Origin of the sequence: Variovorax endophyticus (assembly GCF_025376855.1) — a bacterium.
Lineage (GTDB): Bacteria > Pseudomonadota > Gammaproteobacteria > Burkholderiales > Burkholderiaceae_C > Variovorax.
This window is the reverse complement of sequence record NZ_JAHUTH010000012.1, coordinates 64,539-87,726: the sequence shown is the minus strand read 5'-3', so window position 1 is coordinate 87,726 and position 23,188 is coordinate 64,539. Positions and strand designations below refer to the sequence as shown.

The window sequence follows — 23,188 nt, the reverse complement described above, 5'->3', positions numbered from 1 at the left end:
GTCGTGTTTCAAGGCGCGTCATCGCTCAGTCTGGATGCCAAGGGGCGGCTTTCGGTGCCGACCCGGCATCGCGACGTCCTGAGCGCCACGGCGGGCGGCCAGCTCACGATCACCAAGCACCCCCATGGCTGCCTGATGGTGTTCCCGCGCCCGGAATGGGAGAAGTTCCGCGAGCGGATCGCCGCGCTGCCGATGTCGGCGCAGTGGTGGAAGCGGGTGTTCCTCGGCAACGCGATGGACGTCGAGATGGACGGCACCGGCCGCATCCTCGTGTCGCCCGAACTGCGTGCGGCCACGGGCATCACGCGCGACACCCTGCTGCTGGGCATGGGCAACCATTTCGAACTCTGGGACAAGGCCACCTACGAGGCCAAGGAGGCCGAGGCCACCCAGGGCGAAATGCCGGATGTGTTTCAGGACTTCGCGTTCTGAGGGGCATCGTGAATACCGCATGGACCCACACGACCGTTCTTCTGGACGAAGCGGTCGAAGCCCTTCTCGCAGGCCAGACGGCCGCGCCCGGCACCTTCGTGGACGCGACCTTCGGCCGGGGCGGGCATTCGCGCGCGATCCTCGCGCGGCTGGCGCCGGAAGGCAGGTTGATTGCCTTCGACAAGGATGCGGAAGCGGTGACCGAAGCAGCGCGCATCTCGGATGCGCGTTTTTCCATCCGGCACCAGGGATTCCGTTCGCTGGGCGAGCTGCCCGGCGCGAGCGTGGCGGGTGTGCTGCTGGACCTGGGCGTGAGCTCGCCGCAGATCGACAACCCGGCGCGCGGTTTCAGTTTTCGTTTCGACGGCCCGCTCGACATGCGCATGGACACCACGCGCGGCGAGAGCGTGGCCGAGTGGCTGGCAACGGCAGAACTCCAACAAATTGCAGAGGTGATCCGTGACTATGGCGAAGAACGGTTTGCTGTTCAGATTGCAAAGGCGATTGTTGCTCGCAGACAAGAACGGGGCGCAATTTCAACCACCACCGAACTGGCCGAGCTCGTGGCTGGCACGGTCAAAACCCGCGAGCCGGGCCAGAACCCTGCAACGCGCACATTTCAGGCTCTTCGGATTTTCATCAACGCCGAGCTTGAAGAGCTGCAACAGGCGCTAGAGGCGAGCCTGTCGGTGCTGCAACCCGGCGGCCGGCTCGCGGTGATCAGTTTCCATTCGCTCGAAGACCGGATCGTGAAGCAGTTCATCGCGAAGCACTCGAAGGAGGTCTACGACCGCCGCGCGCCGTTCGCGGCGCCGAAGGCGATGCGGCTGCGCGCGCTCGAGCGCATCAAGCCCTCCGAGGCCGAGGTCGACGGCAATCCGCGCTCGCGCAGCGCGATCCTGCGCGTGGCCGAACGAACGGAGACGCCATGACACGGCTCCGCGTCCACGGCCTCGGCCGCCCGATTTCCAGCCGCCGCATCCCGGGCGGCTTCGTGCCTTCTGCGCCCGCCATGCGCGGCGAACGGGGAGGCCGCTGAGATGGCACGCCTGAACCTGCTGCTGCTGCTGTCCGTGATCGCCACGGCGCTCTACCTCGTGCACACGCAATACCTCTCGCGCCAGCTCTACACCGAGCTCGACCGCACGATGCAGGAGACGCGCCGGCTCGAGCTCGACCACGACCGGCTGCAGGTCGAGAAGCGCGCGCAGGCCACGCCGCTGCGCGTGGAGAAGCTCGCGAAAGAGCAGCTGCAGATGCGCACCACCTCGCCGGCCATCACGCAGTACGTGCGTCCCGACGGCAGCGTGATCCCGGCCGTGGTCGCACCGCCGCCCGCACCACCCGTCAACAAGCCGGCCGCCAACAAGCCGGCCGCCGCCGCAGCCGCAAGGGGGCAGCGATGAGCCGCCGCAGCGTGCGCTATACCACCAGCCCCCTGCTGGCGAGCAAGACGCCGGTGTGGCGCAGCAAGTTCATCGTCGGCGGCATCGCGCTGGGCTTCGTCGTGCTCGCGGGCCGCGCGGCCTACGTGCAGGTGTTCGGCAACAGCTTCTTCCAGCGCCAGGGCGAGGTGCGCTTCGCGCGCACGCTCGAGCTGCCGGCCAACCGCGGCCGCATCCTCGACCGCAACGGCCTGATCCTCGCGTCGAGCGTGGTGGCGCCCAGCATCTGGGCCATTCCCGAGGACGTGGAGCGCGACGATCCCGAGGTGCGCGCCAAGCTCAAGCAGGTGGCCAAGCTGCTCGAGATGCCGCAGAAGGACTTCGACAAGAAGCTCGAGGACGAGGACAAGACCTTCGTCTGGATCAAGCGCCAGGTCGACGAGCCGATCGCCAAGCAGATCGCCGCGATGAACCTCAAGGGCATCTACCAGCGCAAGGAATACAAGCGCCAATACCCCGAGGGCGAGGCCGCCGCGCACGTGGTGGGTTTCACCAACGTCGAGGACAGCGGCCAGGAAGGCATCGAGCTCGCGTTCGACAAGGACCTGGCCGGCAAGGCCGGCTCGCGCCGCGTCATCAAGGACCGCCTGGGCCGCGTGGTCGAGGGCGTGGGCGAGCAGGTGCCGCCGCTCGACGGCAAGGACATCCAGCTCAGCGTCGACAGCAAGGTGCAGTTCTTCGCCTACCAGAAGCTGCGCGACGCCGTGACCGCGCGTAAGGCCAAGGCCGGCAGCGTGGTGGTGCTCGACGCCGTCACCGGCGAGGTGCTGGCGCTGGCCAACTACCCGAGCTACGTGCCCGACAAGCGCCAGAACCTCACGGGCGAGCAGCTGCGCAACCGCGCGATGACCGACACCTTCGAGCCCGGCTCGACCATGAAGCCGATCACCGTGGCGATGGCGCTGGAGGCCGGCCGGGTCAAGCCCACGACGCCGATCGAGACCGCGCCGGGGCGCTACCAGCTCGGCGGCTTCACCATCAGCGACACCCACAACTACGGCACGCTGACGGTCGAGGGCGTGATCCAGAAGTCGAGCAACGTCGGCGCGCTCAAGATCGCGCAGAAGATGACCCCGCACGAGATGTGGGACACCTACACCGCGCTCGGCTACGGCCAGAAGCCGCAGATCCAGTTCCCCGGCGCGGTCACCGGCCGGCTGCGGCCCTGGAAGACCTGGAAGCCGGTCGAGCAGGCCACCATGGCCTATGGCTACGGCTTGTCGGCCTCGCTGTTTCAAATGGCACATTCGTACACCGCGTTCGCGCACGATGGCGCGATCATTCCGGCGACGATCCTCAAGAACACCGAGCCGCCGGCCGGCGTGCGCGTCTTCTCGCCGTCGAACGCGCTCGCGGTGCGCAAGATGCTGCAGATGGCCGCGGGCCCGGGCGGCACCGGCACGCGCGCGCAGACGGTCGGCTACTCGGTCGGCGGCAAGTCGGGCACGGCCCACAAGCAGGTCGGCAAGGGCTACGCGAGCAACAAGTACCGCGCCTGGTTCACCGGCATGGCGCCGATCGAGAAGCCGCGCATCATCGTCGCGGTGATGATCGACGAGCCGACCGACGGCCAGTACTTCGGCGGCCTGGCCGCGGCGCCCGTGTTCAGCGAGGTCGTGCAGCAGACGCTGCGCATGATGAACGTGCCGCCCGACCTGGCGGTCAAGCCCCTGGTGATGACCCAGGGCGTGGACGAGAGCTTCTGAGCATGCTGACCTTCACCTCCCCCCCACTGGCCGCGGCCTGGCTCAAGGAGCGGGTGCCGCAGGGCGCGCTGCATGCCGACAGCCGCTCGGTCGGCGCGGGCGACGTGTTCGTCGCCTGGCCCGGCGCCGCGACCGACGGCCGCAAGCACGTGGCGGCGGCGCTGGCGCGGGGCGCGGCGGCCTGCCTGGTCGAGCACGAGGGCGTCGAGGCCTTCGGCTTCGACGGCGACGAGCGCATCGTCAGCTATCCCGGCCTCAAGGCCGCCACCGGCCCGATCGCCGCGGCCTTCTACGACCATCCCTCGGCCCGGCTCGACCTGCTGGCCGTGACCGGCACCAACGGCAAGACCTCCACTGCCTGGTGGCTGGCCGAATCGCTGTCGACCCTGCGGCCGGCCGGCGGCGTGCGCCCGATGCGGCCCGACGGCACCGTGCAGCGCGATGCGCCCTCGCCGTGCGCCGTGATGGGCACGCTGGGCATCGGCGTGCCGCCCGAGCTGACCTACACCGGCCTCACCACGCCCGATCCCGTGATGATGCAGCGCGAGCTGCGCGCGCTGGTCGAGCGCGGCTTCGGCGCCTGCGCCATCGAGGCCTCGTCGATCGGCATCGCCGAGCGCCGGCTCGACGGTGCCCGGATCGCGGTGGCCGTGTTCACCAATTTCACGCAGGACCACCTCGACTACCACGGCAGCATGGATGCCTACTGGCAGGCCAAGGCCGAGCTGTTCCGCTGGCCCGGCCTGCGCGCCGCGGTGATCAACATCGACGACACCCATGGCGCCAGCCTGTGCGCGAACCTGATCGATGCCGGCGTCGGCGCGCTCGACGTCTGGACCGTGTCGGCCGACGGCAACCCGGCGCGCCTGATGGCGCGCGACATCGGCTACGACGCCCAGGGCCTGCAGTTCTCGGTCGCCGAGCACGGCACCGCGGCCGTCGAGCGCGTGGCGACCGGCCTGATCGGCCAGTACAACGTGGCCAACCTGCTCGGCGTGCTCGGCACGCTGCGCGCGCTGGGCCTGACGCTCGCGCAGGCCGTGGCGGCGTGCGCGAACCTGAGCAGCGTGCCGGGCCGCATGGAGCGCGTGGGCACCGGGGCCGGCGTGCCGCTCGCGGTGGTCGACTACGCCCACACGCCCGACGCCATCGACAAGGCGCTGGCCGGCCTGCGCCCGCTCGCGCAGCAGCGCGGCGGCAAGCTGTGGTGCGTGTTCGGCTGCGGCGGCGACCGCGATCCGATCAAGCGCCCGATGATGGCCGCCGTGGCCGAGCGCCAGGCCGACCAGGTCGTGGTGACCAGCGACAACCCGCGCGGCGAGAAGCCCGACGCGATCGTCGCGCAGGTGCTGCGCGGCCTCTCGCGCCCCGACGCCGCCCAGGTGCAGGTCGACCGCGCCCTCGCCATCGCCGACACGATCGCGCAGGCCGCGCCCGAGGACGTGGTGCTGATCGCCGGCAAGGGCCACGAGGCCTGGCAGGAGATTGCGGGCCAGCGCCTGCCCTTCTCCGATCGCAGCCATGCGCACGACGCGCTCGAGAAGCGGAGGGGTGCATGAGCGACACCACCTCCCTCGCGCTGACGCTGGCGCAACTGCAGCAGTGGATTCCGGGCGCGCGCCTCGTCGGCGATCCCGCGACCGTGATCGCGCGCGTGCACACCGACACCCGCACCCTGGCCGCGGGCGACCTGTTCGTCGCCCTCAAGGGCGAGCGCTTCGATGCCAACGACTTCCTGCCGCAGGCGCGTGCCAGCGGCGCAATGGCCGCGGTCGCGCACGGCGGCCTCGAGGCCGCGGGCCTGGCCGGGCTCGAAGTGCCCGACACCCTGGTGGCGCTCGGCGCCATCGGCGCGCACTGGCGCGCGCAGTTCTCGCTGCCGCTGATCGCGGTGACGGGCAGCAACGGCAAGACCACCGTCACCCAGATGATCGCGGCCATCCTGATGGCCTCGAAGCCCGAGCGCGCGCTCGCGACCGCCGGCAACTTCAACAACGAGATCGGCGTGCCGCTGACCCTGCTGCGCCTGCGCGCACAGCACCAGCGCGCGGTGGTCGAGCTCGGCATGAACCATCCAGGCGAGATCGCGCGGCTGGCCGCCATCTCGCGCCCGACCATCGCGCTGGTGAACAACGCCCAGCGCGAGCACCAGGAGTTCATGGTCAGCGTGGAGGCCGTGGCGGTCGAGAACGCCGCCGTGTTCGCGGCGCTGCCCGACGACGGCACGGCCGTGTTCCCGCACGGCGACGAGTTCACCACGCTGTGGAGCGACATGGCGCGCGACGGCGCCGCGCGCCGCTGCCTGACCTTCGGCGAGCACGACGATGCCGACATCGGCCTCGAGCACGCCGAATGGACGCAGGGCGCCTGGCAGGTGCGCGTGCGCACGCCGCTCGGCGGCTTCGCCACGCGGCTGCGCATCGCGGGCCGCCACAACGTGATCAATGCGCTCGCGGCCACCGCCTGCGCGCTGGCCGCGGGCGTGTCGCTCGACACCATCGCGGCCGGCCTCGATGCCTTCGAGCCGGTCAAGGGCCGTTCCAAGGCCAGCGCGCTCGCGCTGGCAGGCGGCCGCGCCATCACGCTGGTCGACGACAGCTACAACGCCAACCCCGACTCGGTGCGCGCCGCGATCGACGTGCTCGCCGCGCTGCCGGGCCCGCGCCTGCTGGTGCTGGGCGACATGGCCGAGGTCGGCGAGCGTTCGGACGAATTCCATGCCGAGGTCGGCGACTGGGCGCGCCAGCGCGGCATCGAGACCGTCTACACGCTCGGCAGCGCCTCCGAGCACAGCATCGCCGCCTTCCAGCGCGGCGACGCGGCCACGGTGGGCGGCGGACGCCATTTCGAGGACATCGACACCCTGAACGCCGCGGTGCTCGCGCGGCTGCCGCTGGTCGGCAGCGTGCTGGTCAAGGGCTCGCGCTCCATGAAGATGGAACGCGTGGTCCAGGCCATCGCGGCGCAGGGTGCGACCCCGCAGACACAACCACAACAAGAAGGAGGCCGTCCCTGATGCGGGGGCGGTGCGCAATTTCATGTTCATGAGCCTGGCCCAATGGCTGCAGACCCTCTCGCCGGAACTCGGGTTCCTGCGGGTGTTCCAGTACCTGACCTTTCGCGCGCTGATGGCGGCGCTGACCGCGCTCGTGGTCGGCCTCGTGGCCGGTCCGTACGTGATCCGGCGCCTGACCGCGCTGAAGATCGGCCAGCCGGTGCGCGGCTACGCGATGGAGACCCACCTGAGCAAGAGCGGCACGCCCACCATGGGCGGCGTGCTGGTGCTGTTCGCGATCGCCTTCGCCACCATCCTGTGGTTCGACCTCTCGAACCGCTTCGTCTGGATCGTGCTGTGGGTCACGCTGGGCTTCGGAGCGATCGGCTGGGTCGACGACTGGCGCAAGGTGGTGCACAAGGACCCCGAGGGCATGCGCTCGCGCGAGAAGTACTTCTGGCAATCGGTGGTGGGGCTGCTCGCGGCCTTCTACCTGCTGTTCAGCATCTCGGAGAGCTCGAACTGGCGCGTGCTGCAGCTGTTCTTCGCCTGGGTGCAGTCGGGCTTCGACCTCGACTTCCCGCCCAAGATCAACCTGCTGGTGCCCTTCTTCAAGGAAGTCAGCTATCCGCTGGGCGGCATCGGCTTCGTGATCCTGACCTACCTGGTGATCGTGGGCGCGAGCAACGCGGTGAACCTCACCGACGGCCTCGACGGCCTGGCGATCATGCCGGTGGTGATGGTGGGCTCGGCGCTGGGCGTGTTCGCCTACGTGACCGGCAGCGCGGTCTACTCCAAGTACCTGCTGTTCCCGAACATCCCGGGTTCGGGCGAGCTGCTGGTGTTCTGCTCGGCGATGGCCGGCGCGGGCCTGGCCTTCCTCTGGTTCAACACCCATCCGGCGCAGGTGTTCATGGGCGACGTGGGCGCGCTCGCGCTCGGCGGCGCGCTGGGCACCATCGCGGTCATCGTGCGCCAGGAGATCGTGTTCTTCATCATGGGCGGCATCTTCGTGGTCGAGGCGATCTCGGTGATGGCCCAGGTCACCTACTTCAAGTACACGAAGAAGCGCTTCGGCGAGGGCCGCCGCGTGCTCAAGATGGCGCCGCTGCACCACCACTTCGAGAAGAGCGGCTGGCGCGAGACGCAGGTCGTGGTGCGCTTCTGGATCATCACGATGCTGCTGTGCCTCGTGGGCCTGTCGACGCTGAAGCTGCGCTGAGAGACGACGCATGCGGCACCTGAAAGACCTCCCCGTCCTCATCCTCGGCCTCGGCGCGTCCGGGCTGGCGATGGCGCGCTGGTGCGCGCGCCACGGCGCGCAGGTGACGGTGGCCGACACGCGCGAGGCGCCGGCCCTGCTCGACACGCTGCGCGCCGAGTGGCCCGAGGCGGTGTTCGTCGGCGGCCCGTTCACGGCCGCGCTGATCGAGGGCACGCCGATCCGCGCCGTCTACCGCTCGCCGGGCCTGAGCCCCGAGGCCATCGCGCCGGTGGCCGATGCGGCGCGCGCGGTCGGACTGCCGGTCGGCGGCGAGCTCGACCTGTTCGCGCGCGCGCTGGCGGATCTCGCGATCGTCGAGACACCGGCGGTGGTCGAGGTTGAAGAAGAAAGCGCGGCGCAAGGCGAGCTGGCGCTGGAGGCGGCGGTGCCGGCCGAGAGCGAGCCGGTGCCCGAGGCGCAGGCGCCTGCCGTGCTGCCCGAAGTCCAGGCGCCGGCGGCGGAAGAAGCTCCCGCAGCGGCAGAAGAGGCCGTGGTCGAGACGACGGCAGTGGCCGAAGCCGTCGAAGCCATGGCGCCCGCGATCGAGGCGCAGCCCGCCGAACCCGAAGCCCTCGAGGAAACCTCCGAAGCACCGCGCGCTCCCGCCGCCTTGCCCGAATCGATGCCGCGCGATCCCTCGCTGAGCGTCCCTGTGCTGCAGCCGCCGGAACCCGAGGCACCGGCCGCCGATGCGCCCGTGGTTCAGGAAGGCGTCGAGGCAGGCGCCGAGCCCGCCGAGCCCGAAACGCCGGATGCCGCCGAAGGCACCCAACCCGAGGCCGCCGAGCCCGCGCCCGTCGCCGCACCGGCCCCCAAGCCCGCGTCGAACCTGCCGGCCTTCACGGTCGGCAAGCCCTACGTTCCCACGGCCGCGAAGGAGGCGGCCGACTTCGTCGCGAAGATCGCCGAGTTCGCCGCCACCAATCCCGCCTCGGCCGTGGCCGAGGAGGAGCCCGCGCCGCAGGCCGAGGCCCAGCCCGAGCCGGAACCCGCGCCCGAGCCCGCCAAGGGCTACACGCCGGTGGTGCTCGCGATCACCGGCACCAACGGCAAGACCACGGTCACGGCGCTGACCGGCCAGCTCATCGAGCGTGGCGGCAAGAGCGTGGCGGTGGCCGGCAACATCGGCCCGACGCTGCTCGACACGCTGAGCGCGCATCTCGACGCCGGCACGCTGCCCGAGGCCTGGGTGATCGAGCTCTCGAGCTTCCAGCTCGACGGCGTGCAGGGCTTCGAGCCCGCGGCCGCGACGGTGCTCAACCTCACGCAGGACCACCTCGACTGGCACGGCGACATGCCGGCCTATGCGCAGGCCAAGTCGCGCATCTTCGGCAAGACCGCGCTGATGGTGCTCAACCGCGACGACCCGGCCGTGATGGCGATGCTCGCCACCGCGGGCCAGGAACCGGTCAAGCCCGTCGAGGAGGTGGTGAACGCCCGCGGCGCGCGCCGCGCGCCGGCCAAGCCCAAGGCGCAGCGCGTGCAGGTGCGCCCGCACGTCACCTTCGGCGCGAGCATGCCGCAGCGCCCCGGCGATTACGGCATCGAGCGCGTCAACGGCATGAGCTGGCTGGTGCGCGCGCACGAGGCCGACGAGACGCAGAAGCGCAAGCGCGGCCAGGTGGTCGAGGAAGAGATCTTCGTGCAGCGCCTGATGCCGGCCGACGCCCTGCGCATCCGCGGCCGCCACAACGCGATGAACGCGCTCGCCGCGCTGGCGCTCGCGAACGCGGCCGACTGCCCGCTCGGCCCGATGCTCTACGGCCTGCGCGAGTACCGCGGCGAGCCGCACCGCGTCGAGCCGGTGGCGCTGATCGACGACGTCGAGTACTTCGACGACAGCAAGGGCACCAACGTCGGCGCCACCGTGGCGGCGCTCGGCGGCCTCGGCGAGGACCGCCGCGTGGTCGTGATCCTCGGCGGCGAGGGCAAGGGCCAGGACTTCGAGCCGCTCGCGCTGCCGGTGCGCCAGTACGCGCGCGCCGTGGTGCTGATCGGCCGCGACGCGCCGCTGATCGAGGCCGCGCTGGCTGCCACCGGCGTCACGCTGATGCATGCGGGCTCGATGCACGAGGCCGTGCAGCTGGCCGCGCGCCGCGCCCATCCGGGCGATGCCGTGCTGCTGTCACCGGCCTGTGCGAGCTTCGACATGTTCAAGAACTACCCGCACCGCGCGGCGGTGTTCCGCGAGGCCGTGCAGGCGCTCGAGGACGAGCCGCGCGACTTCGGGGAACCCGATTCGACGGAAGGACCGGCATCGTGAACTCCGCCGCCGCGGGCGCCACGCCCAACACCCGGCCCGGCCGCTTCAGCGGCTGGTTCCGGCGCGCGCGCAGCGGCATCGATGCGCTGCCGGTGCACCTGCCGGTGCGCCTCGGCGGCGCCGGCTTCACCCAGACCAAGGCCGCGCCGATCCGCGTGCTGGGCTTCGACCAGGCGCTGGTGTGGGTCACGGTCGCGCTGCTGACCTGGGGCCTGATCATGGTCTATTCGGCCTCGATCGCGCTGCCCGACAACCCGCGCTTCGCGCGCGCCGGCTACAGCGCTTCGTACTTCCTCACGCGCCATGCGGCTTCGGTGGTGTTCGCCTTCATCGCCGCGCTGCTGGCCTTCCAGATCCCGATGAAGACCTGGGAGCGCGCCGCGCCCTGGCTGTTCGTGGCCTCGCTGCTGCTGCTGGTGGCGGTGCTGATCCCGCACATCGGCATCAGCGTGAACGGCGCGCGGCGCTGGCTGCCGATGGGCTTCATGCGCTTCCAGCCCTCCGAGCTCGCGAAGGTCGCGATGGTGCTCTATGCGGCCAGCTACATGGTGCGCAAGATGGAGATCAAGGAGCGCTTCTTCCGCGCCGTGCTGCCGATGGGCATCGCGGTGGTGGTGGTCGGCATGCTGGTGATGGCCGAGCCCGACATGGGCGCCTTCATGGTGATCGCGGTGATCGCGATGGGCATCCTGTTCCTGGGCGGCGTGAACGCGCGCATGTTCTTCGTGATCGCCGCGCTGGTGGTGGTGGCCTTCGGCACCATCGTCGCCACCAGCCCGTGGCGGCGCGAGCGGATCTTCGCCTACCTCGACCCGTGGAGCGAGGAGCACGCGCTCGGCAAGGGCTACCAGCTGTCGCACTCGCTGATCGCCATCGGCCGCGGCGAGATCTTCGGCGTCGGCCTCGGCGGCAGCGTCGAGAAGCTGCACTGGCTGCCCGAGGCCCACACCGACTTCCTGCTGGCCGTGATCGGCGAGGAGTTCGGCCTGGTCGGCGTGCTGCTGATCATCGGCCTGTTCCTCTGGCTCACGCGCCGCGTGATGCACATCGGCCGTCAGGCCATCGCGCTCGACCGCGTGTTCTCGGGCCTCGTGGCCCAGGGCGTGGGCGTGTGGATCGGCTTCCAGGCCTTCATCAACATGGGCGTGAACCTCGGCGCGCTGCCGACCAAGGGCCTCACGCTGCCGCTGATGAGCTTCGGCGGCTCGGCGATCCTGATGAACATGGTGGCGCTGGCGATTGTGCTGCGCATCGACTACGAGAACCGTGTCCTCATGAGAGGGGGCCGCGTATGACGGGTCGTACCGCACTCGTGATGGCCGGCGGCACCGGCGGCCACATCTTCCCGGGCCTCGCCGTGGCCGAGGCGCTGCGCGAGCGCGGCTGGCGCGTGCACTGGCTGGGCGCGCCCGGCGGCATGGAAGAGAAGCTGGTGCCGCCGCGCGGCTTCGCCTTCGAGCCGGTGCAGTTCGGCGGCGTGCGCGGCAAGGGTCCGCTCACGCTGTTCCTGCTGCCGCTGCGCCTGCTGCGCGCCTTCTGGCAGAGCCTGCGCGTGGTGCGCCGCGTGAAGCCCGACGTGCTCGTGGGCCTGGGCGGCTACATCACCTTTCCGGGCGGGATGATGGGCGTGCTGCTCAACAAGCCGCTGGTGCTGCACGAGCAGAACTCGGTCGCGGGCCTCGCCAACAAGGTGCTGGCGGGCGTGGCCGACCGCGTCTTCACGGCCTTCCCCGACGTGCTCAAGAAGGCGCAGTGGATCGGCAACCCGCTGCGCGCGGCCTTCACCTCGCAGCCTGCGCCGGCCGAGCGCTTCGCGGGCCGCAGCGGTCCGCTCAAGCTGCTGGTGGTCGGCGGCAGCCTCGGCGCCAAGGCGCTCAACGCGGTGGTGCCGCAGGCGCTCGCTCGCATCGAGCCGGGCACGCGCCCGCAGGTGCTGCACCAGAGCGGCGCCAAGCAGATCGACGAGCTGCGCGCCAACTACGCGGCCGCCGGCGTCGAGGGCGAGCTCACGCCCTTCATCGAGGACACGGCCCTGGCCTATGCCGAGGCCGACCTCATCGTCGCGCGCGCCGGTGCCAGCACCGTGACCGAAATCGCGGCCGTCGGCGCCGCGGCGCTGTTCGTGCCTTTTCCTTCCGCGGTCGACGACCACCAGACCACCAACGCGCGCTTCCTCGTCGATGCCGGTGGCGGCTGGCTGGTGCAACAGACCGATCTCACCCCTGAATTGCTGGCCGATTTGCTACAGAAGACACAACGAACCGAATTGATCGAACGCGCCGAACGCGCCAGGACGATGCAGAAAACCGAGGCCGTCGAAGCGATGGTGCGCGCTTGCGAGGAGCTGGCACGATGAAGCACGCGATTCGCCACATCCACTTCGTCGGCATCGGCGGCTCCGGCATGAGCGGCATCGCCGAGGTGCTGCTGAACCTCGGCTACCGCATCACCGGCTCCGACCTCTCCGACAGCGCCACGCTGCGCCGGCTCGCGGGCCTGGGCATCGGCACCTTCGTGGGCCATGCGGCCGCGAACGTGGAGGGCGCCGACGCGGTCGTGACCTCGACCGCGGTGCAGGCCGACAACCCCGAGGTGCTGACCGCGCGCGAGAAGCGCATCCCGGTCGTGCCGCGCGCCGTCATGCTGGCCGAGCTGATGCGCCTGAAGCAGGGCATCGCCATCGCCGGCACGCACGGCAAGACCACCACCACCAGCCTGGTGGCGAGCGTGCTCGCGGCCGCGGGGCTCGATCCCACCTTCGTGATCGGCGGCCGGCTCAACAGCGCGGGCGCCAATGCGCAGCTCGGCAGCGGCGACTACATCGTGGTCGAGGCCGACGAATCCGACGCCTCGTTCCTGAACCTGCTGCCCGTGATGGCGGTGGTCACGAACATCGACGCCGACCACATGGAGACCTACGGACACGACTTCGGCAAGCTGAAGAAGGCCTTCGTCGACTTCCTGCACCGCATGCCCTTCTACGGCACCGCGATCCTGTGCACCGACGATCCGGCGGTGCGCGAGATCGTGGCCGACGTGACCTGCCCGGTCACCAGCTACGGTTTCGGCGAGGACGCCCAGGTGCGCGCGGTCGACGTGCGCGCCGTCGGCGGCCAGATGCACTTCACCGCGCAGCGCCGCAACGGCGTGACCCTGCCCGATCTGCCGGTGGTGCTGAACCTGCCGGGCGAGCACAACGTGCGCAACGCGCTGTCGGTGATCGCGGTGGCGGTCGAACTCGGGATCGCTGACGAGGCGGTGCAGCGCGGGCTGGCCGGCTTCAAGGGCGTGGGCCGGCGCTTCCAGAGCTATGGCGAGGTCGCGGCCAAGGCCGGCGACGGCAGCTTCACCGTGATCGACGACTACGGCCACCACCCGGTGGAAATGGCCGCCACGCTCGCGGCCGCGCGCGGCGCCTTCCCGGGCCGGCGCCTGGTGCTGGCCTTCCAGCCGCACCGCTACACCCGCACGCGCGACTGCTTCGAGGACTTCGTCAAGGTCATCGGCACCGCCGACGCGGTGCTGCTCGGCGAGGTCTACGCGGCCGGCGAGCAGCCCATCGTGGCGGCCGACGGCCGCACGCTGGCGCGCGCGCTGCGCGTGGCCGGCAAGGTCGAGCCGGTGTTCGTCGACGACATCGCCGCGATGCCGCGGGCCATCCTCGACAACGCGCGTGCCGGCGACGTGGTGCTGTGCATGGGCGCGGGCTCCATCGGCGCGGTGCCGGGCAAGGTGGTCGAGCTCGGCGCGGTGCCGGCGGTGGCCACTTCTTCTTCATCCACGACATCGCAGCACGCTGCGCACAAGGGGGAGGCGTCGTGAGCCTTCAGGATCCCACACTCTTCGGCAAGGTCGCCGTGCTGTTCGGCGGCAGCTCGGCCGAGCGCGAGGTCTCGCTGATGTCGGGCACCGGCGTGCTCGAGGCGCTGCGTTCGCGCGGCGTCGACGCCCATGCCTTCGACCCGTCGCAGCGCGACCTGTCCGAGCTCCGGCGCGAAGGCTTCGCGCGCTGCTTCGTGGCGCTGCATGGCCGCCACGGCGAGGACGGCACGGTGCAGGGCGCGCTCGAGATGCTCGGCATTCCCTACACCGGCTCGGGCGTGATGGCCTCGAGCGTGGCGATGGACAAGGTCATGACCAAGCGCATCTGGCAGGCCGACGGCCTGCCCACGCCCAAGTACGTGCGCCTGGCCTTCGACCAGCAGAGCCGCGAACAGGTGATGGCCGTGCCCGACGTGCTGGGCCTGCCGCTGATCGTGAAGCCGCCGCGCGAGGGGTCCTCGATCGGCGTGACCAAGGTCGAGGGCTACTCGCAGATGCAGGACGCGGTGACGCTGTCGGTCAAGTACGACGCCGACGTGCTCTGCGAGGAGTTCATCGAGGGCGAGGAAGTCACCTGCGCCGTGCTCGGCAGCGGCCTCGACGCGCATGCGCTGCCGGTGGTGCGAATCGCCGCGCCCGAGGGTGCCTACGACTACCAGAACAAGTACTTCACCGACGACGTGAAATACCACTGCCCGAGCGGCCTGCCCGAGACGGAGGAGCGCGAGATCCAGCGCATCGCGCTGGCGGCCTATCGCACGCTCGGCTGCCGCGGCTGGGGCCGCGCCGACGTGATGATCCGCGCCAGCGACCGCAAGCCCTTCCTGCTCGAGATGAACACCTCGCCGGGCATGACCAGCCATTCGCTGGTGCCGATGTCGGCACGCGCGGCGGGCATCGCCTACGAGGAACTCTGCCTGCGCGTGCTGGCCACGGCCACGCTCGACGCCACGGGAGGCGCGCACTGAAGATGGCCGACAGCATCCCCACGCCCTTCGACGTCAAGCTCATGAACATCGTCGCGAACCTCGCATTCGTGGCGGTGGGCCTGATGCTGCTCGCCGCGGGCGCCTGGTGGGTGCTGCGCCAGCCCTTCTTCCCGATCGCGGGCATCAAGGTCGACGGCGAGGTGACGCACAACAACGCCGTCACCCTGCGCGCCAACGTGGCGCCGCAGCTCAAGGGCAACTTCTTCACCGTCGACCTCGCGCGCGCGCGCACCGCCTTCGAGTCGGTGCCGTGGGTGCGCAGCGCGGTGGTGCGGCGCGAGTTCCCGAACAAGCTGCGCGTGACGCTGACCGAGCAGGTGCCGGTGGCCAACTGGGGCGACGAGTCGAGCTCGAAGCTGATCAACGGCTTCGGCGACGTGTTCGAGGCCAACGTGGCGGAGGTCGACGACAAGCTGCCGCGGCTCGATGGACCGATCGAGCAGGCCGGGCAGGTGCTGGGCATGTACCGCGTGCTGCAGCCGATGTTCGAGCCCTACGACCTCGGCCTCGACGCGCTCACGCTGTCGAGCCGGGGCAGCTGGCGCGCGCAGCTCGACAGCGGCGCGACGATCGAACTGGGCCGGGGCCAGAGCGAGGAGGTGGCGGCGCGGCTGCAGCGCTTCCTGAAGACCGTGACGCAGGTCGCGGGGCAGTACCGCCGCACCATGGACGACGTCGAGGGCGCCGATCTGCGCCACAACGACGCCTATGCGTTGCGCTTGCGCGGCGTCACCACCGTGGTGGCCGACCCCAAGACGCCCAAGAAGAAATAGACGAATACCGAGGACATATCGATGCCCAAAGAATACAAGGACCTGGTTGTCGGCCTCGACATCGGCACCGCGAAGGTGATGGTGGTCGTGGCCGAGGTGCTGCAAGGCGGCGAGCTCAAGCTCGCGGGCCTGGGCATCGCGCCTAGCAACGGCCTCAAGCGCGGCGTGGTGGTGAACATCGACGCCACCGTGCAGAGCATCCAGCAGGCGCTCAAGGAAGCGGAGCTCATGGCCGACTGCAAGATCGGCCGCGTCTACACCGGCATCACCGGCAGCCACATCCGCGGCATCAACTCCAGCGGCATGGTGGCGGTGAAGGACAAGGAAGTGACGCCGGCCGACGTGGCGCGCGTGGTCGAGACCGCGCGTGCCATCAACATCTCGAGCGACCAGCGCCTGCTGCTGGTGGAGCCGCAGGAGTTCGTGATCGACGGCCAGGACGTGAAGGAGCCGATCGGCATGAGCGGCATGCGTCTCGAGGCCAAGGTGCACATCGTGACCGGCGCGCAGAGCGCGGCCGAGAACATCATCAAGTGCGTGCGCCGCTGCGGCCTCGAGGTCGACCAGCTGATGCTGAACCCGCTGGCCTCGAGCCAGGCGGTGCTGACCGAGGACGAGCGCGAGCTCGGCGTGGTGCTGGTGGACATCGGCGCGGGCACCACCGACGTCGCGATCTTCACCAACGGCGCGATCCGCCACACGGCGGTGATCCCGATCGCGGGCGACCTGATCACCAGCGACATCGCGATGGCGCTGCGCACGCCGACCAAGGACGCGGAAGACATCAAGGTCGAGAACGGCTTCGCCAAGCAGCTGCTGGCCGATCCCGACACGCAGGTCGAGGTGCCCGGCCTCGGCGACCGCGGTCCGCGCATGCTGAGCAAGCAGGCGCTGGCCGGCGTGATCGAGCCGCGCATCGAGGAGATCTTCTCGCTGGTGCAGCAGGTGGTGCGCGAGTCGGGCTACGAGGAGGTGCTCTCCTCGGGCGTGGTGCTCACCGGCGGCAGCGCGGTGATGCCCGGCATGGTCGAGCTCGGCGAGGACATCTTCCTCAAGCCCGTGCGCCGCGGCATCCCGAAGTATTCGAGCGCGCTGTCGGACATGGTCGCGCAGCCGCGCGCGGCCACCGTGATGGGCCTGCTCGAGGAGGCCCGCTTCGCACGCATGCGTGGCTTCAAGGTGGCACAGAAGAACGGCTCGGTAAAAACCGCGTTCGGACGTTTCAAGGACTTCATCGTGGGGAACTTCTGACCATGAACCATTCCCCACTCTGGCTCGCGCGCGGCAGCCCTCCCTTGCATTTCAACGAGCGATGGCGACGAACAGGTCCACCATCGCGACGATGAATTCGTTCTCGTCGGGTACCCCCAAAAAGATTCATTCATAGACAACGGCAACTGCAAGATTCAAGGAGTAGAAGATGACCATCGAAATGATCGAAGTCGAAGAGTTCAACCAGGGCACGCAGATCAAGGTGATCGGTGTCGGCGGTGGCGGCGGCAACGCGGTCGCGCACATGATGGAACGCGGCGTGCAGGGCGTGCAGTTCGTCTGCGCGAACACCGACGCGCAGGCCCTGCAGCGCAGCAGCGCGCAGCGCAACATCCAGCTCGGCCTGAGCGGCCTGGGTGCCGGCAGCAAGCCCGAGAAGGGCCGTGAAGCGGCCGAGGCCGCCGTGGACGAGATCCGCGCGGCCATCGACGGCGCCCACATGCTGTTCATCACCGCCGGCATGGGCGGCGGCACCGGCACCGGCGCCGCGCCGGTGATCGCGCGCGTGGCGAAGGAGATGGGCATCCTCACCGTGGGCGTGGTGACCAAGCCCTTCGACTGGGAAGGCGGCCGCCGCATGACCAACGCCGAAGCCGGCCTGGCCGAGCTCGAGGCCAACGTCGACTCGCTGATCGTGGTGCTCAACGAGAAGCTGCTCGACGTGCTGGGCGAGGACATCACCCAGGAAGAAGCCTTCGCGCAGGCCAACGACGTGCTGAAGAACGCCGTGGGCGGGATCTCGGAGATCATCAACGAGTACGGCGGCGTGAACGTCGACTTCGAGGACGTGCGCACCGTGATGGGCGAGCCGGGCAAGGCGATGATGGGCACGGCCGTGTCCTCGGGTCCCGACCGCGCGCGCATCGCGGCCGAGCAGGCCGTGGCCTGCCCGCTGCTCGAAGGCATCGACCTCTCGGGCGCCAAGGGCGTGCTGGTGCTGGTGACCGCATCGAAGAATTCGCTGAAGCTCAACGAGTCGAAGCTCGCGATGAACACCATCCGCGCCTACGCCTCGCCCGATGCGCACGTGATCTACGGCGCGGCCTACGACGACGCCCTCGGCGACGAGATGCGCGTGACCGTGGTCGCCACCGGCCTGTCGCGCGCCGACGCGCGCCGCCAGGCACCGACGCTCGAGGTGATCCGCACCGGCACCGACAACATCCCGTTCAACGTGCCCTCGATGGGCACCGGCCACGGCGGTGGCGGCAACCAGCCCAACTACGAAGGCATGGCCGTGCCCAGCGTGTGGCGCACCAACCGCACGATGGCCGCGGCCAAGGTCGATGCGCTGTCCTCGGGCGGCATGGACGACTTCGAGATCCCGGCCTTCCTGCGCCGCCAGGCCGACTGAGAACCGGACCAGGGCCCGTCGCGGGCATCTCGAAAGAGATGCCGCGCGGCGGCCCGACCGGACGCAGAGGGTTTGAAGAACTCGCAAGAGGCGCAGGAGGAGGCCCAGATAAAGCCTTCCCGCCTGTATCAGGCGCGTTTTCTTCATCCCTTTGCGTCCATTTCGGGGCTATGCCATACGAACGATGCCTATGGGTGTAATAGCCAGGGGATTGGCGCGCCACGCACGCCGCGCGCCTAAAATCGCAGGCGTGCTGCAACAACGAACCCTCAAGTCGATCAGCCGCGCCGTGGGCGTGGGGCTCCACAGCGGGCAGCGCGTGGAGCTCACGCTGCGTCCCGCCCCGGCCGACACGGGCATCGTGTTCCGCCGCGTCGACCTGCCCGAGCCCGCCGAGATCCGCATGACCGCCGAGGCGGTCACCGACACCCGGCTGGCCTCGACCGTCTCCACCGGCGGCGCCAAGGTCCAGACCGTCGAGCACCTGATGTCGGCCTGCGCCGGCCTGGGCATCGACAACCTCTACATCGACATCACGGCCGACGAGGTACCGATCCTCGACGGCTCGGCCTCGTCCTTCGTGTTCCTGCTGCAAAGCGCGGGCATCGAGTTCCAGAAGGCACCGCGGCGCTTCATCCGCGTGCTGCGCAAGGTCGAAGTGCGCGAGGGCGACGGCGCCAACGAGAAGTGGGCGGCGCTCGAGCCGTACCACGGCTACAAGCTCAGCTTCGAGATCGACTTCGATCACCGCGTCGTCAACTCCACGGGCCAGCGCGTCGAGTTCGATCTCGGCAGCGGCTCGTACAGCCGCGACATCGCGCGCGCGCGCACCTTCGGCTTCACGAAGGAAGTCGAGTACATGCGCAGCAAGGGCCTCGCGCTCGGCGGCGGACTCGACAACGCCATCGTGATGGACGACACCAAGGTGCTCAATGCCGGCGGCCTGCGCTACGACGACGAGTTCGTGAAGCACAAGATTCTCGACGCGATGGGCGACCTCTACATCATCGGCAAGCCGCTGCTCGCGGCCTACACCGCCTTCCGCTCGGGCCATGCGCTCAACAACAAGCTGCTGCGCGAACTGCTTTCGCACAGCGACGCCTACGAGATCGTGACCTTCGCCGACGAGAAGCGCGCGCCGCGCGGCTTCAACGAAGTCGCTCGCGCCTGGTAGGCGAGCCGCGGCCGATCCACCACGCATGCTCCTCTTTCGCTGGGCCCTGCTGTTCCTCCTGCTGATGGCCGGCGTCTCGTTCGCGTTCTATGCCGGCACTGGCCAGCCCAAGTACCGGCGCTTCGGCTGGATCGTGCTCAAGTGGACCCTGCTCGCGGCCTGCGGCTTCTTCGCGGTGCTGATCGCCGAACGCGTGGCCTGATCCGGACCGGCACCGCCGGTCTCCCGTCGCCGGGTGAGCGGCGATCCACACTCCTCCGTCCGGAGGAGATTTCATTAAGAATTCCTTTTGTAATATCCGCCCCGAAAATTTGATCGGGGGGACGGATGACTCCATCGCAACAGGGTGGCGTTGGCGGCGTGGCCGGGACGGAGGCAGAAAAACGGGGCGGGGAACGGGTCTTCGGGCTGGATCTGCTGCGGGCGCTGGCCATCGGCGGTGTGCTCGTCAGCCATCTGCAACTGGTGTTCTGGGGCGGCGGCTCGGCACTGGCCGGCATCTCGGGCAGCCTGGGCGTGGAGCTCTTCTTCGTGCTCAGCGGCTTCCTCATCGGCGGCCTGCTGCTGGACATCCTCGAGCAGGGCGCCGGCCCGCGGGCCTTGTGGACCTTCCTGGTGCGGCGCTGGATGCGCACGATTCCGTTGTACTACCTGTGGCTCGGCGTGCTGCTGCTGTGCGGGACCTGGGCCGGTGCCACGCGATGGCCCTGGTTCTTCCTGAGCTTCACGCAGAACCTGGCCTGGCCCATGACCAGCGCCTGGTTCGACGTCTCGTGGTCGCTGATGGTCGAGGAGTGGTTCTACCTGCTGTTCGCCACCCTGCTGATCGCCCTGGCCGGCGTCATGCGCGCCCCGCGGGCCCTGGCGATCTGCTGCGGGCTCTTCATCGTGCTGCCCTTGCTGGCGCGCTGGATCACCGACGACGCGGTCGCCGCCGACTGGGACGCGCGGATTCGCAAGGTCGTGCTGCTGCGCCTCGACGCGATCGCCTATGGCGTGGCCATGGCCTGGCTGATGCGCAGCCGGCGTCGGGCCTGCGATGCGCTCGCGCAGCCGATGCTGGCGCTGGGCCTCGCGCTGGTCGGGGCCTCGGTGCTGAGCAGCCTGGAGCCGGCCTCCTACCAGAGCGCGTCGTGGCGCGCGGGCTTCTTCAGCCTGACCTCGACGGGCTTCGCGCTGTGCTTCCCGGCCGTCGCGCGGATGGGGCAGCCGGGCCGGGGCACGGAGGCGCTGGTGCGCTGGGCCAGCCAGCGTTCGTACGGCATGTACGTCGTCCACCTGTCGGTGATGGAGTTCGCGCGCCGGCTCATGCTCGACGGCGTGCTGCAGCCGCGCGAGGGCGTGCTGCTGGCCGGCCTGGCGACCGCCGTGCTGGCCGAATTGTCGTATCGCCTGGTGGAGGTGCCGCTGCTGGTCCGGCGTCCGCCGCAACATGCGCGCGCCGATCGCGGCCATCGAACCCGCCGCGGCATGCGGGTCATCGCTTTCTGAGCGTGCCGGCGGTTCAGCGCGAGCGGCCCTGCCGGTAGCGCCCGGTCGTCGAGTGCGACAGCGTGGCGGCTTCCGCCAGCCGCTCCAGCGTGCGCCCGACCTGCGCATGCGTGATCGCGATGCCCAGCGCGTCGGCCGCGTCGCTGCCGGGCAGGCCCGGCAGCTCGAGCAGGCGCTTCACCATCTCCTGGATTTGCGCCTTGGCCGCCTGGCCGTGGCCCGCGACGGCCTTCTTCATCTGCAGCGCGGTGTACTCGGCCACCGGCAGGTCGTTGCTGACCAGCGCGGTCACGCAGGCACCGCGCGCCTGGCCCAGCAGCAAGGTGGACTGCGGATTGACGTTGACGAACACGATCTCGACCGCCGAGGCATCGGGCCGGTAGCGCTCGGTGATCTCGGCGATGCCGTCGAACAGCACCTTGAGGCGCTGCGGCAGGCTGCCGCTGGTGACGCTGCGCGTGCTGATGGTGCCGCTGGCCACGTAGCGCAGCGCATGGCCATCGACGTCGACGATGCCGAAGCCGGTGGTGTTGAGGCCGGGGTCGATGCCCAGGATGCGCATGTGTTCCTTAAGCCCCGAAGTACCAGCGCACGGAATGGAAGAAGATCGGCGCCGCGAAGCACAGCGCATCGACGCGGTCGAGCAGGCCGTTGGCACCCGTGACGCCCACACCCTTCTGGCCCCAGTTGGGAATGCCGCGATCGCGCTTGAGCGCCTTCATCACGAGGTGGCCCATGGAGCCCGCGATGCAGGCGATGACCGAGACCGCGAGCGCCTGGCCGAACTTGAAGGGCGTGATGAAGGAGAACAGCGCGCCCACCAGGCTGGCCACCGCGATGCCGATGCCCCAGCTGGTCCAGTTGAAGCTGCGGCTCACGTTGGGCGCGAAGGGCGTGCGCTGGCTGCGGCGCGAGATCAGGTGCTGCACCAGCACCGAGGTCTGGACCACGAAGACCAGGAAGAACACCAGGAAGGCGCTCTTGCCCTCGTAGCCCGGAAAGCTCAGCAGCAGCAGCGCCGGCACGTGGCTCATGCCGTAGACGCAGACCATGATCCCCCACTGCAGCTTGGCGTTGCGCTCGAGGAAGTGGCTCGGGTCGTCGGCCAGCGCGCTGGCCACCGGGATCGCGAGGAACACGTAGACCGGGATGAACACGGTGAACAAGTCGAAGCGCGCGGTGGCCACGAGCCAGAACTGCACCGGCAGCACCACGAAGAAGGCGAGGATCAGGCTGCGGTGGTCGCCGCGCCGCGTGGGAGAGAGGGTGATGAACTCGCGCAGCGCGAAGAAGGCGATCAGCGCGAACAGCACCGTGGCCACGGTCTCGCCGAGCGCCCAGCCGATCCAGAAGATCACGGCCATGAACCAGGTGGTGCCCAGCAGCTTGCGGAAGTGCGCGAGCTCGGCCTGCCAGGCGGCGTCGTGCACCGGGTTGCGCCGCTCCCTGAAGCTCAGGAAGAAGGCGGCGGTGCTCACGACCACGAGCACGCCGAAGACGATCAGGAACAGCGCCGCGACCTGCTGCGTGGGGCTGAGGCTGCGGAGAAATTGATTCATTCAGACGTCGCGCAAGGCGATCACTGCGGCACGCGCGCGGTCGAGGAAGGGACGCCGCTCCTCGCCGGCCTCGACGCGGATCGGCGCGCCGAAGGTGACGGAGCAGAGGATCGGCACCGGCACGATCTCGCCCTTGGGCATCACGCGCTGCACGTTGTCGATCCAGGCCGGCACCAGCACCACCTCGGGGAACTGGGTGGCGAGCGCATAGAGGCCCGACTTGAATTTCTGCGGCTCGCCGGTGTGGCCGCGCGTGCCCTCGGGGAAGATGATGATCGAGTCGCCGCTGCGCAGCGCCTCGACCAGCGGGGCGAGCGGGTCGACGGCACGGGCTTCCTCGGGCGCCGCGGCGGAGGGCTCGGGCGCGGCCGCCTGCCGTTCGACGTACACCGCGTTGAACACCTCGGTCGTGATCCAGCGCTTGACCGGCGTGTTGGCCCAGTAGTCGCGCGCCGCGATCGGGCGCGTGATGCTGCGCAGCTCCTCGGGCAGCGCTGCCCAGATCATCACCAGGTCGGCATGGCTCTGGTGGTTGGCGAAATAGATGCGCTGCTCGGCCTTCGGCGGGCAGCCGTACCAGCGCGCCTGGGCACCGGTGAGCAATCGCACCACGCCCAACAGCAACCATCCCACGAGCTTCGCCAACATG

At 69.7% G+C, this 23,188-nt stretch carries 21 protein-coding genes; 18 read left to right on the top strand and 3 right to left on the bottom strand.

Features of this window, described 5'->3' with window-relative positions; translation table 11 throughout:
• Positions 1 to 3: 3 nt before the first annotated feature.
• From mraZ to KV106_RS17360, 18 genes are all read left to right on the top strand, one after another.
• Entirely contained in the window at positions 4 to 432 is a 429-nt protein-coding gene (gene mraZ, locus KV106_RS17445) for a division/cell wall cluster transcriptional repressor MraZ (protein ID WP_057597021.1), read from the top strand.
• An 8-nt stretch (positions 433 to 440) separates the two neighbouring features.
• Positions 441 to 1,364 (top strand): 16S rRNA (cytosine(1402)-N(4))-methyltransferase RsmH, encoded by a 924-nt coding sequence (gene rsmH, locus KV106_RS17440; protein WP_261211332.1) that lies wholly within the window; start codon positions 441 to 443, stop codon positions 1,362 to 1,364.
• A 108-nt stretch (positions 1,365 to 1,472) separates the two neighbouring features.
• Complete coding sequence (gene ftsL, locus KV106_RS17435; RefSeq protein WP_057597023.1) at positions 1,473 to 1,838, top strand: cell division protein FtsL; 366 nt, start codon at positions 1,473 to 1,475, stop codon at positions 1,836 to 1,838.
• Positions 1,835 to 3,583 carry a peptidoglycan D,D-transpeptidase FtsI family protein gene (locus KV106_RS17430; RefSeq protein WP_261211331.1) on the top strand — a complete coding sequence of 583 codons (1,749 nt, stop codon included), beginning with the start codon at positions 1,835 to 1,837 and terminating at the stop codon, positions 3,581 to 3,583. The genes ftsL and KV106_RS17430 overlap by 4 nt, the downstream gene beginning before the upstream one ends.
• Positions 3,584 to 3,585: 2 nt before the next feature.
• Entirely contained in the window at positions 3,586 to 5,142 is a 1,557-nt protein-coding gene (locus tag KV106_RS17425; RefSeq protein WP_261211329.1) for a Mur ligase family protein, read from the top strand.
• Positions 5,139 to 6,599 carry a UDP-N-acetylmuramoyl-tripeptide--D-alanyl-D-alanine ligase gene (locus KV106_RS17420; RefSeq protein ID WP_261211328.1) on the top strand — a complete coding sequence of 487 codons (1,461 nt, stop codon included), beginning with the start codon at positions 5,139 to 5,141 and terminating at the stop codon, positions 6,597 to 6,599. Before KV106_RS17425 ends, KV106_RS17420 begins: the two co-directional genes overlap by 4 nt.
• 22 nt (positions 6,600 to 6,621) lie before the next feature.
• The gene (gene mraY, locus KV106_RS17415; RefSeq protein ID WP_057597027.1) at positions 6,622 to 7,800 is read left to right on the top strand and encodes a phospho-N-acetylmuramoyl-pentapeptide-transferase; all 1,179 of its coding nucleotides are present in this window, start codon (positions 6,622 to 6,624) and stop codon (positions 7,798 to 7,800) included.
• A gap of 10 nt (positions 7,801 to 7,810) precedes the next feature.
• A complete protein-coding gene (locus tag KV106_RS17410; RefSeq protein WP_261211327.1) occupies positions 7,811 to 10,105 on the top strand; it encodes a Mur ligase family protein in 2,295 nt (764 codons plus the stop codon).
• Complete coding sequence (gene ftsW, locus KV106_RS17405; RefSeq protein ID WP_057591186.1) at positions 10,102 to 11,400, top strand: putative lipid II flippase FtsW; 1,299 nt, start codon at positions 10,102 to 10,104, stop codon at positions 11,398 to 11,400. The genes KV106_RS17410 and ftsW overlap by 4 nt, the downstream gene beginning before the upstream one ends.
• Entirely contained in the window at positions 11,397 to 12,461 is a 1,065-nt protein-coding gene (murG, locus tag KV106_RS17400) for an undecaprenyldiphospho-muramoylpentapeptide beta-N-acetylglucosaminyltransferase (RefSeq protein WP_057591185.1), read from the top strand. The genes ftsW and murG overlap by 4 nt, the downstream gene beginning before the upstream one ends.
• Positions 12,458 to 13,927, top strand: a complete 1,470-nt coding sequence (gene murC / locus KV106_RS17395) for a UDP-N-acetylmuramate--L-alanine ligase (protein ID WP_261211326.1) — start codon at positions 12,458 to 12,460, stop codon at positions 13,925 to 13,927. Before murG ends, murC begins: the two co-directional genes overlap by 4 nt.
• A complete protein-coding gene (locus tag KV106_RS17390; protein ID WP_261211325.1) occupies positions 13,924 to 14,895 on the top strand; it encodes a D-alanine--D-alanine ligase in 972 nt (323 codons plus the stop codon). The genes murC and KV106_RS17390 overlap by 4 nt, the downstream gene beginning before the upstream one ends.
• Before the next feature lie 2 nt (positions 14,896 to 14,897).
• On the top strand, positions 14,898 to 15,689 hold the full coding sequence (locus KV106_RS17385) for a cell division protein FtsQ/DivIB (protein ID WP_057591182.1): 792 nt from the start codon (positions 14,898 to 14,900) through the stop codon (positions 15,687 to 15,689).
• 21 nt (positions 15,690 to 15,710) lie between these two features.
• On the top strand, positions 15,711 to 16,940 hold the full coding sequence (gene ftsA, locus KV106_RS17380) for a cell division protein FtsA (protein WP_057591181.1): 1,230 nt from the start codon (positions 15,711 to 15,713) through the stop codon (positions 16,938 to 16,940).
• A 169-nt stretch (positions 16,941 to 17,109) separates the two neighbouring features.
• On the top strand, positions 17,110 to 18,315 hold the full coding sequence (ftsZ, locus tag KV106_RS17375) for a cell division protein FtsZ (RefSeq protein ID WP_057591180.1): 1,206 nt from the start codon (positions 17,110 to 17,112) through the stop codon (positions 18,313 to 18,315).
• 250 nt (positions 18,316 to 18,565) lie between these two features.
• On the top strand, positions 18,566 to 19,489 hold the full coding sequence (gene lpxC / locus KV106_RS17370; RefSeq protein WP_057591179.1) for a UDP-3-O-acyl-N-acetylglucosamine deacetylase: 924 nt from the start codon (positions 18,566 to 18,568) through the stop codon (positions 19,487 to 19,489).
• Positions 19,490 to 19,514: 25 nt separating this feature from the next.
• A complete protein-coding gene (locus KV106_RS17365; protein ID WP_172705536.1) occupies positions 19,515 to 19,691 on the top strand; it encodes a hypothetical protein in 177 nt (58 codons plus the stop codon).
• A gap of 125 nt (positions 19,692 to 19,816) precedes the next feature.
• Positions 19,817 to 20,980, top strand: coding sequence for an acyltransferase family protein (locus KV106_RS17360; RefSeq protein ID WP_409976533.1), 1,164 nt, complete (start codon positions 19,817 to 19,819; stop codon positions 20,978 to 20,980).
• A gap of 13 nt (positions 20,981 to 20,993) precedes the next feature.
• Here the strand turns inward: KV106_RS17360 and ruvC are convergent, their stop codons facing one another.
• From ruvC to KV106_RS17345, 3 genes are read right to left on the bottom strand one after another with little or no spacing between them, the layout of a single operon-like run.
• The gene (ruvC, locus tag KV106_RS17355; RefSeq protein ID WP_261211322.1) at positions 20,994 to 21,542 is read right to left on the bottom strand and encodes a crossover junction endodeoxyribonuclease RuvC; all 549 of its coding nucleotides are present in this window, start codon (positions 21,540 to 21,542) and stop codon (positions 20,994 to 20,996) included.
• Positions 21,543 to 21,549: 7 nt separating this feature from the next.
• Positions 21,550 to 22,539, bottom strand: a complete 990-nt coding sequence (locus KV106_RS17350) for a phosphatidate cytidylyltransferase (RefSeq protein WP_057591174.1) — start codon at positions 22,537 to 22,539, stop codon at positions 21,550 to 21,552.
• Positions 22,540 to 23,187: a lysophospholipid acyltransferase family protein gene (locus KV106_RS17345; RefSeq protein WP_057591172.1), complete on the bottom strand. Its 648-nt coding sequence runs from the start codon at positions 23,185 to 23,187 to the stop codon at positions 22,540 to 22,542.
• Position 23,188 lies beyond the last annotated feature (1 nt).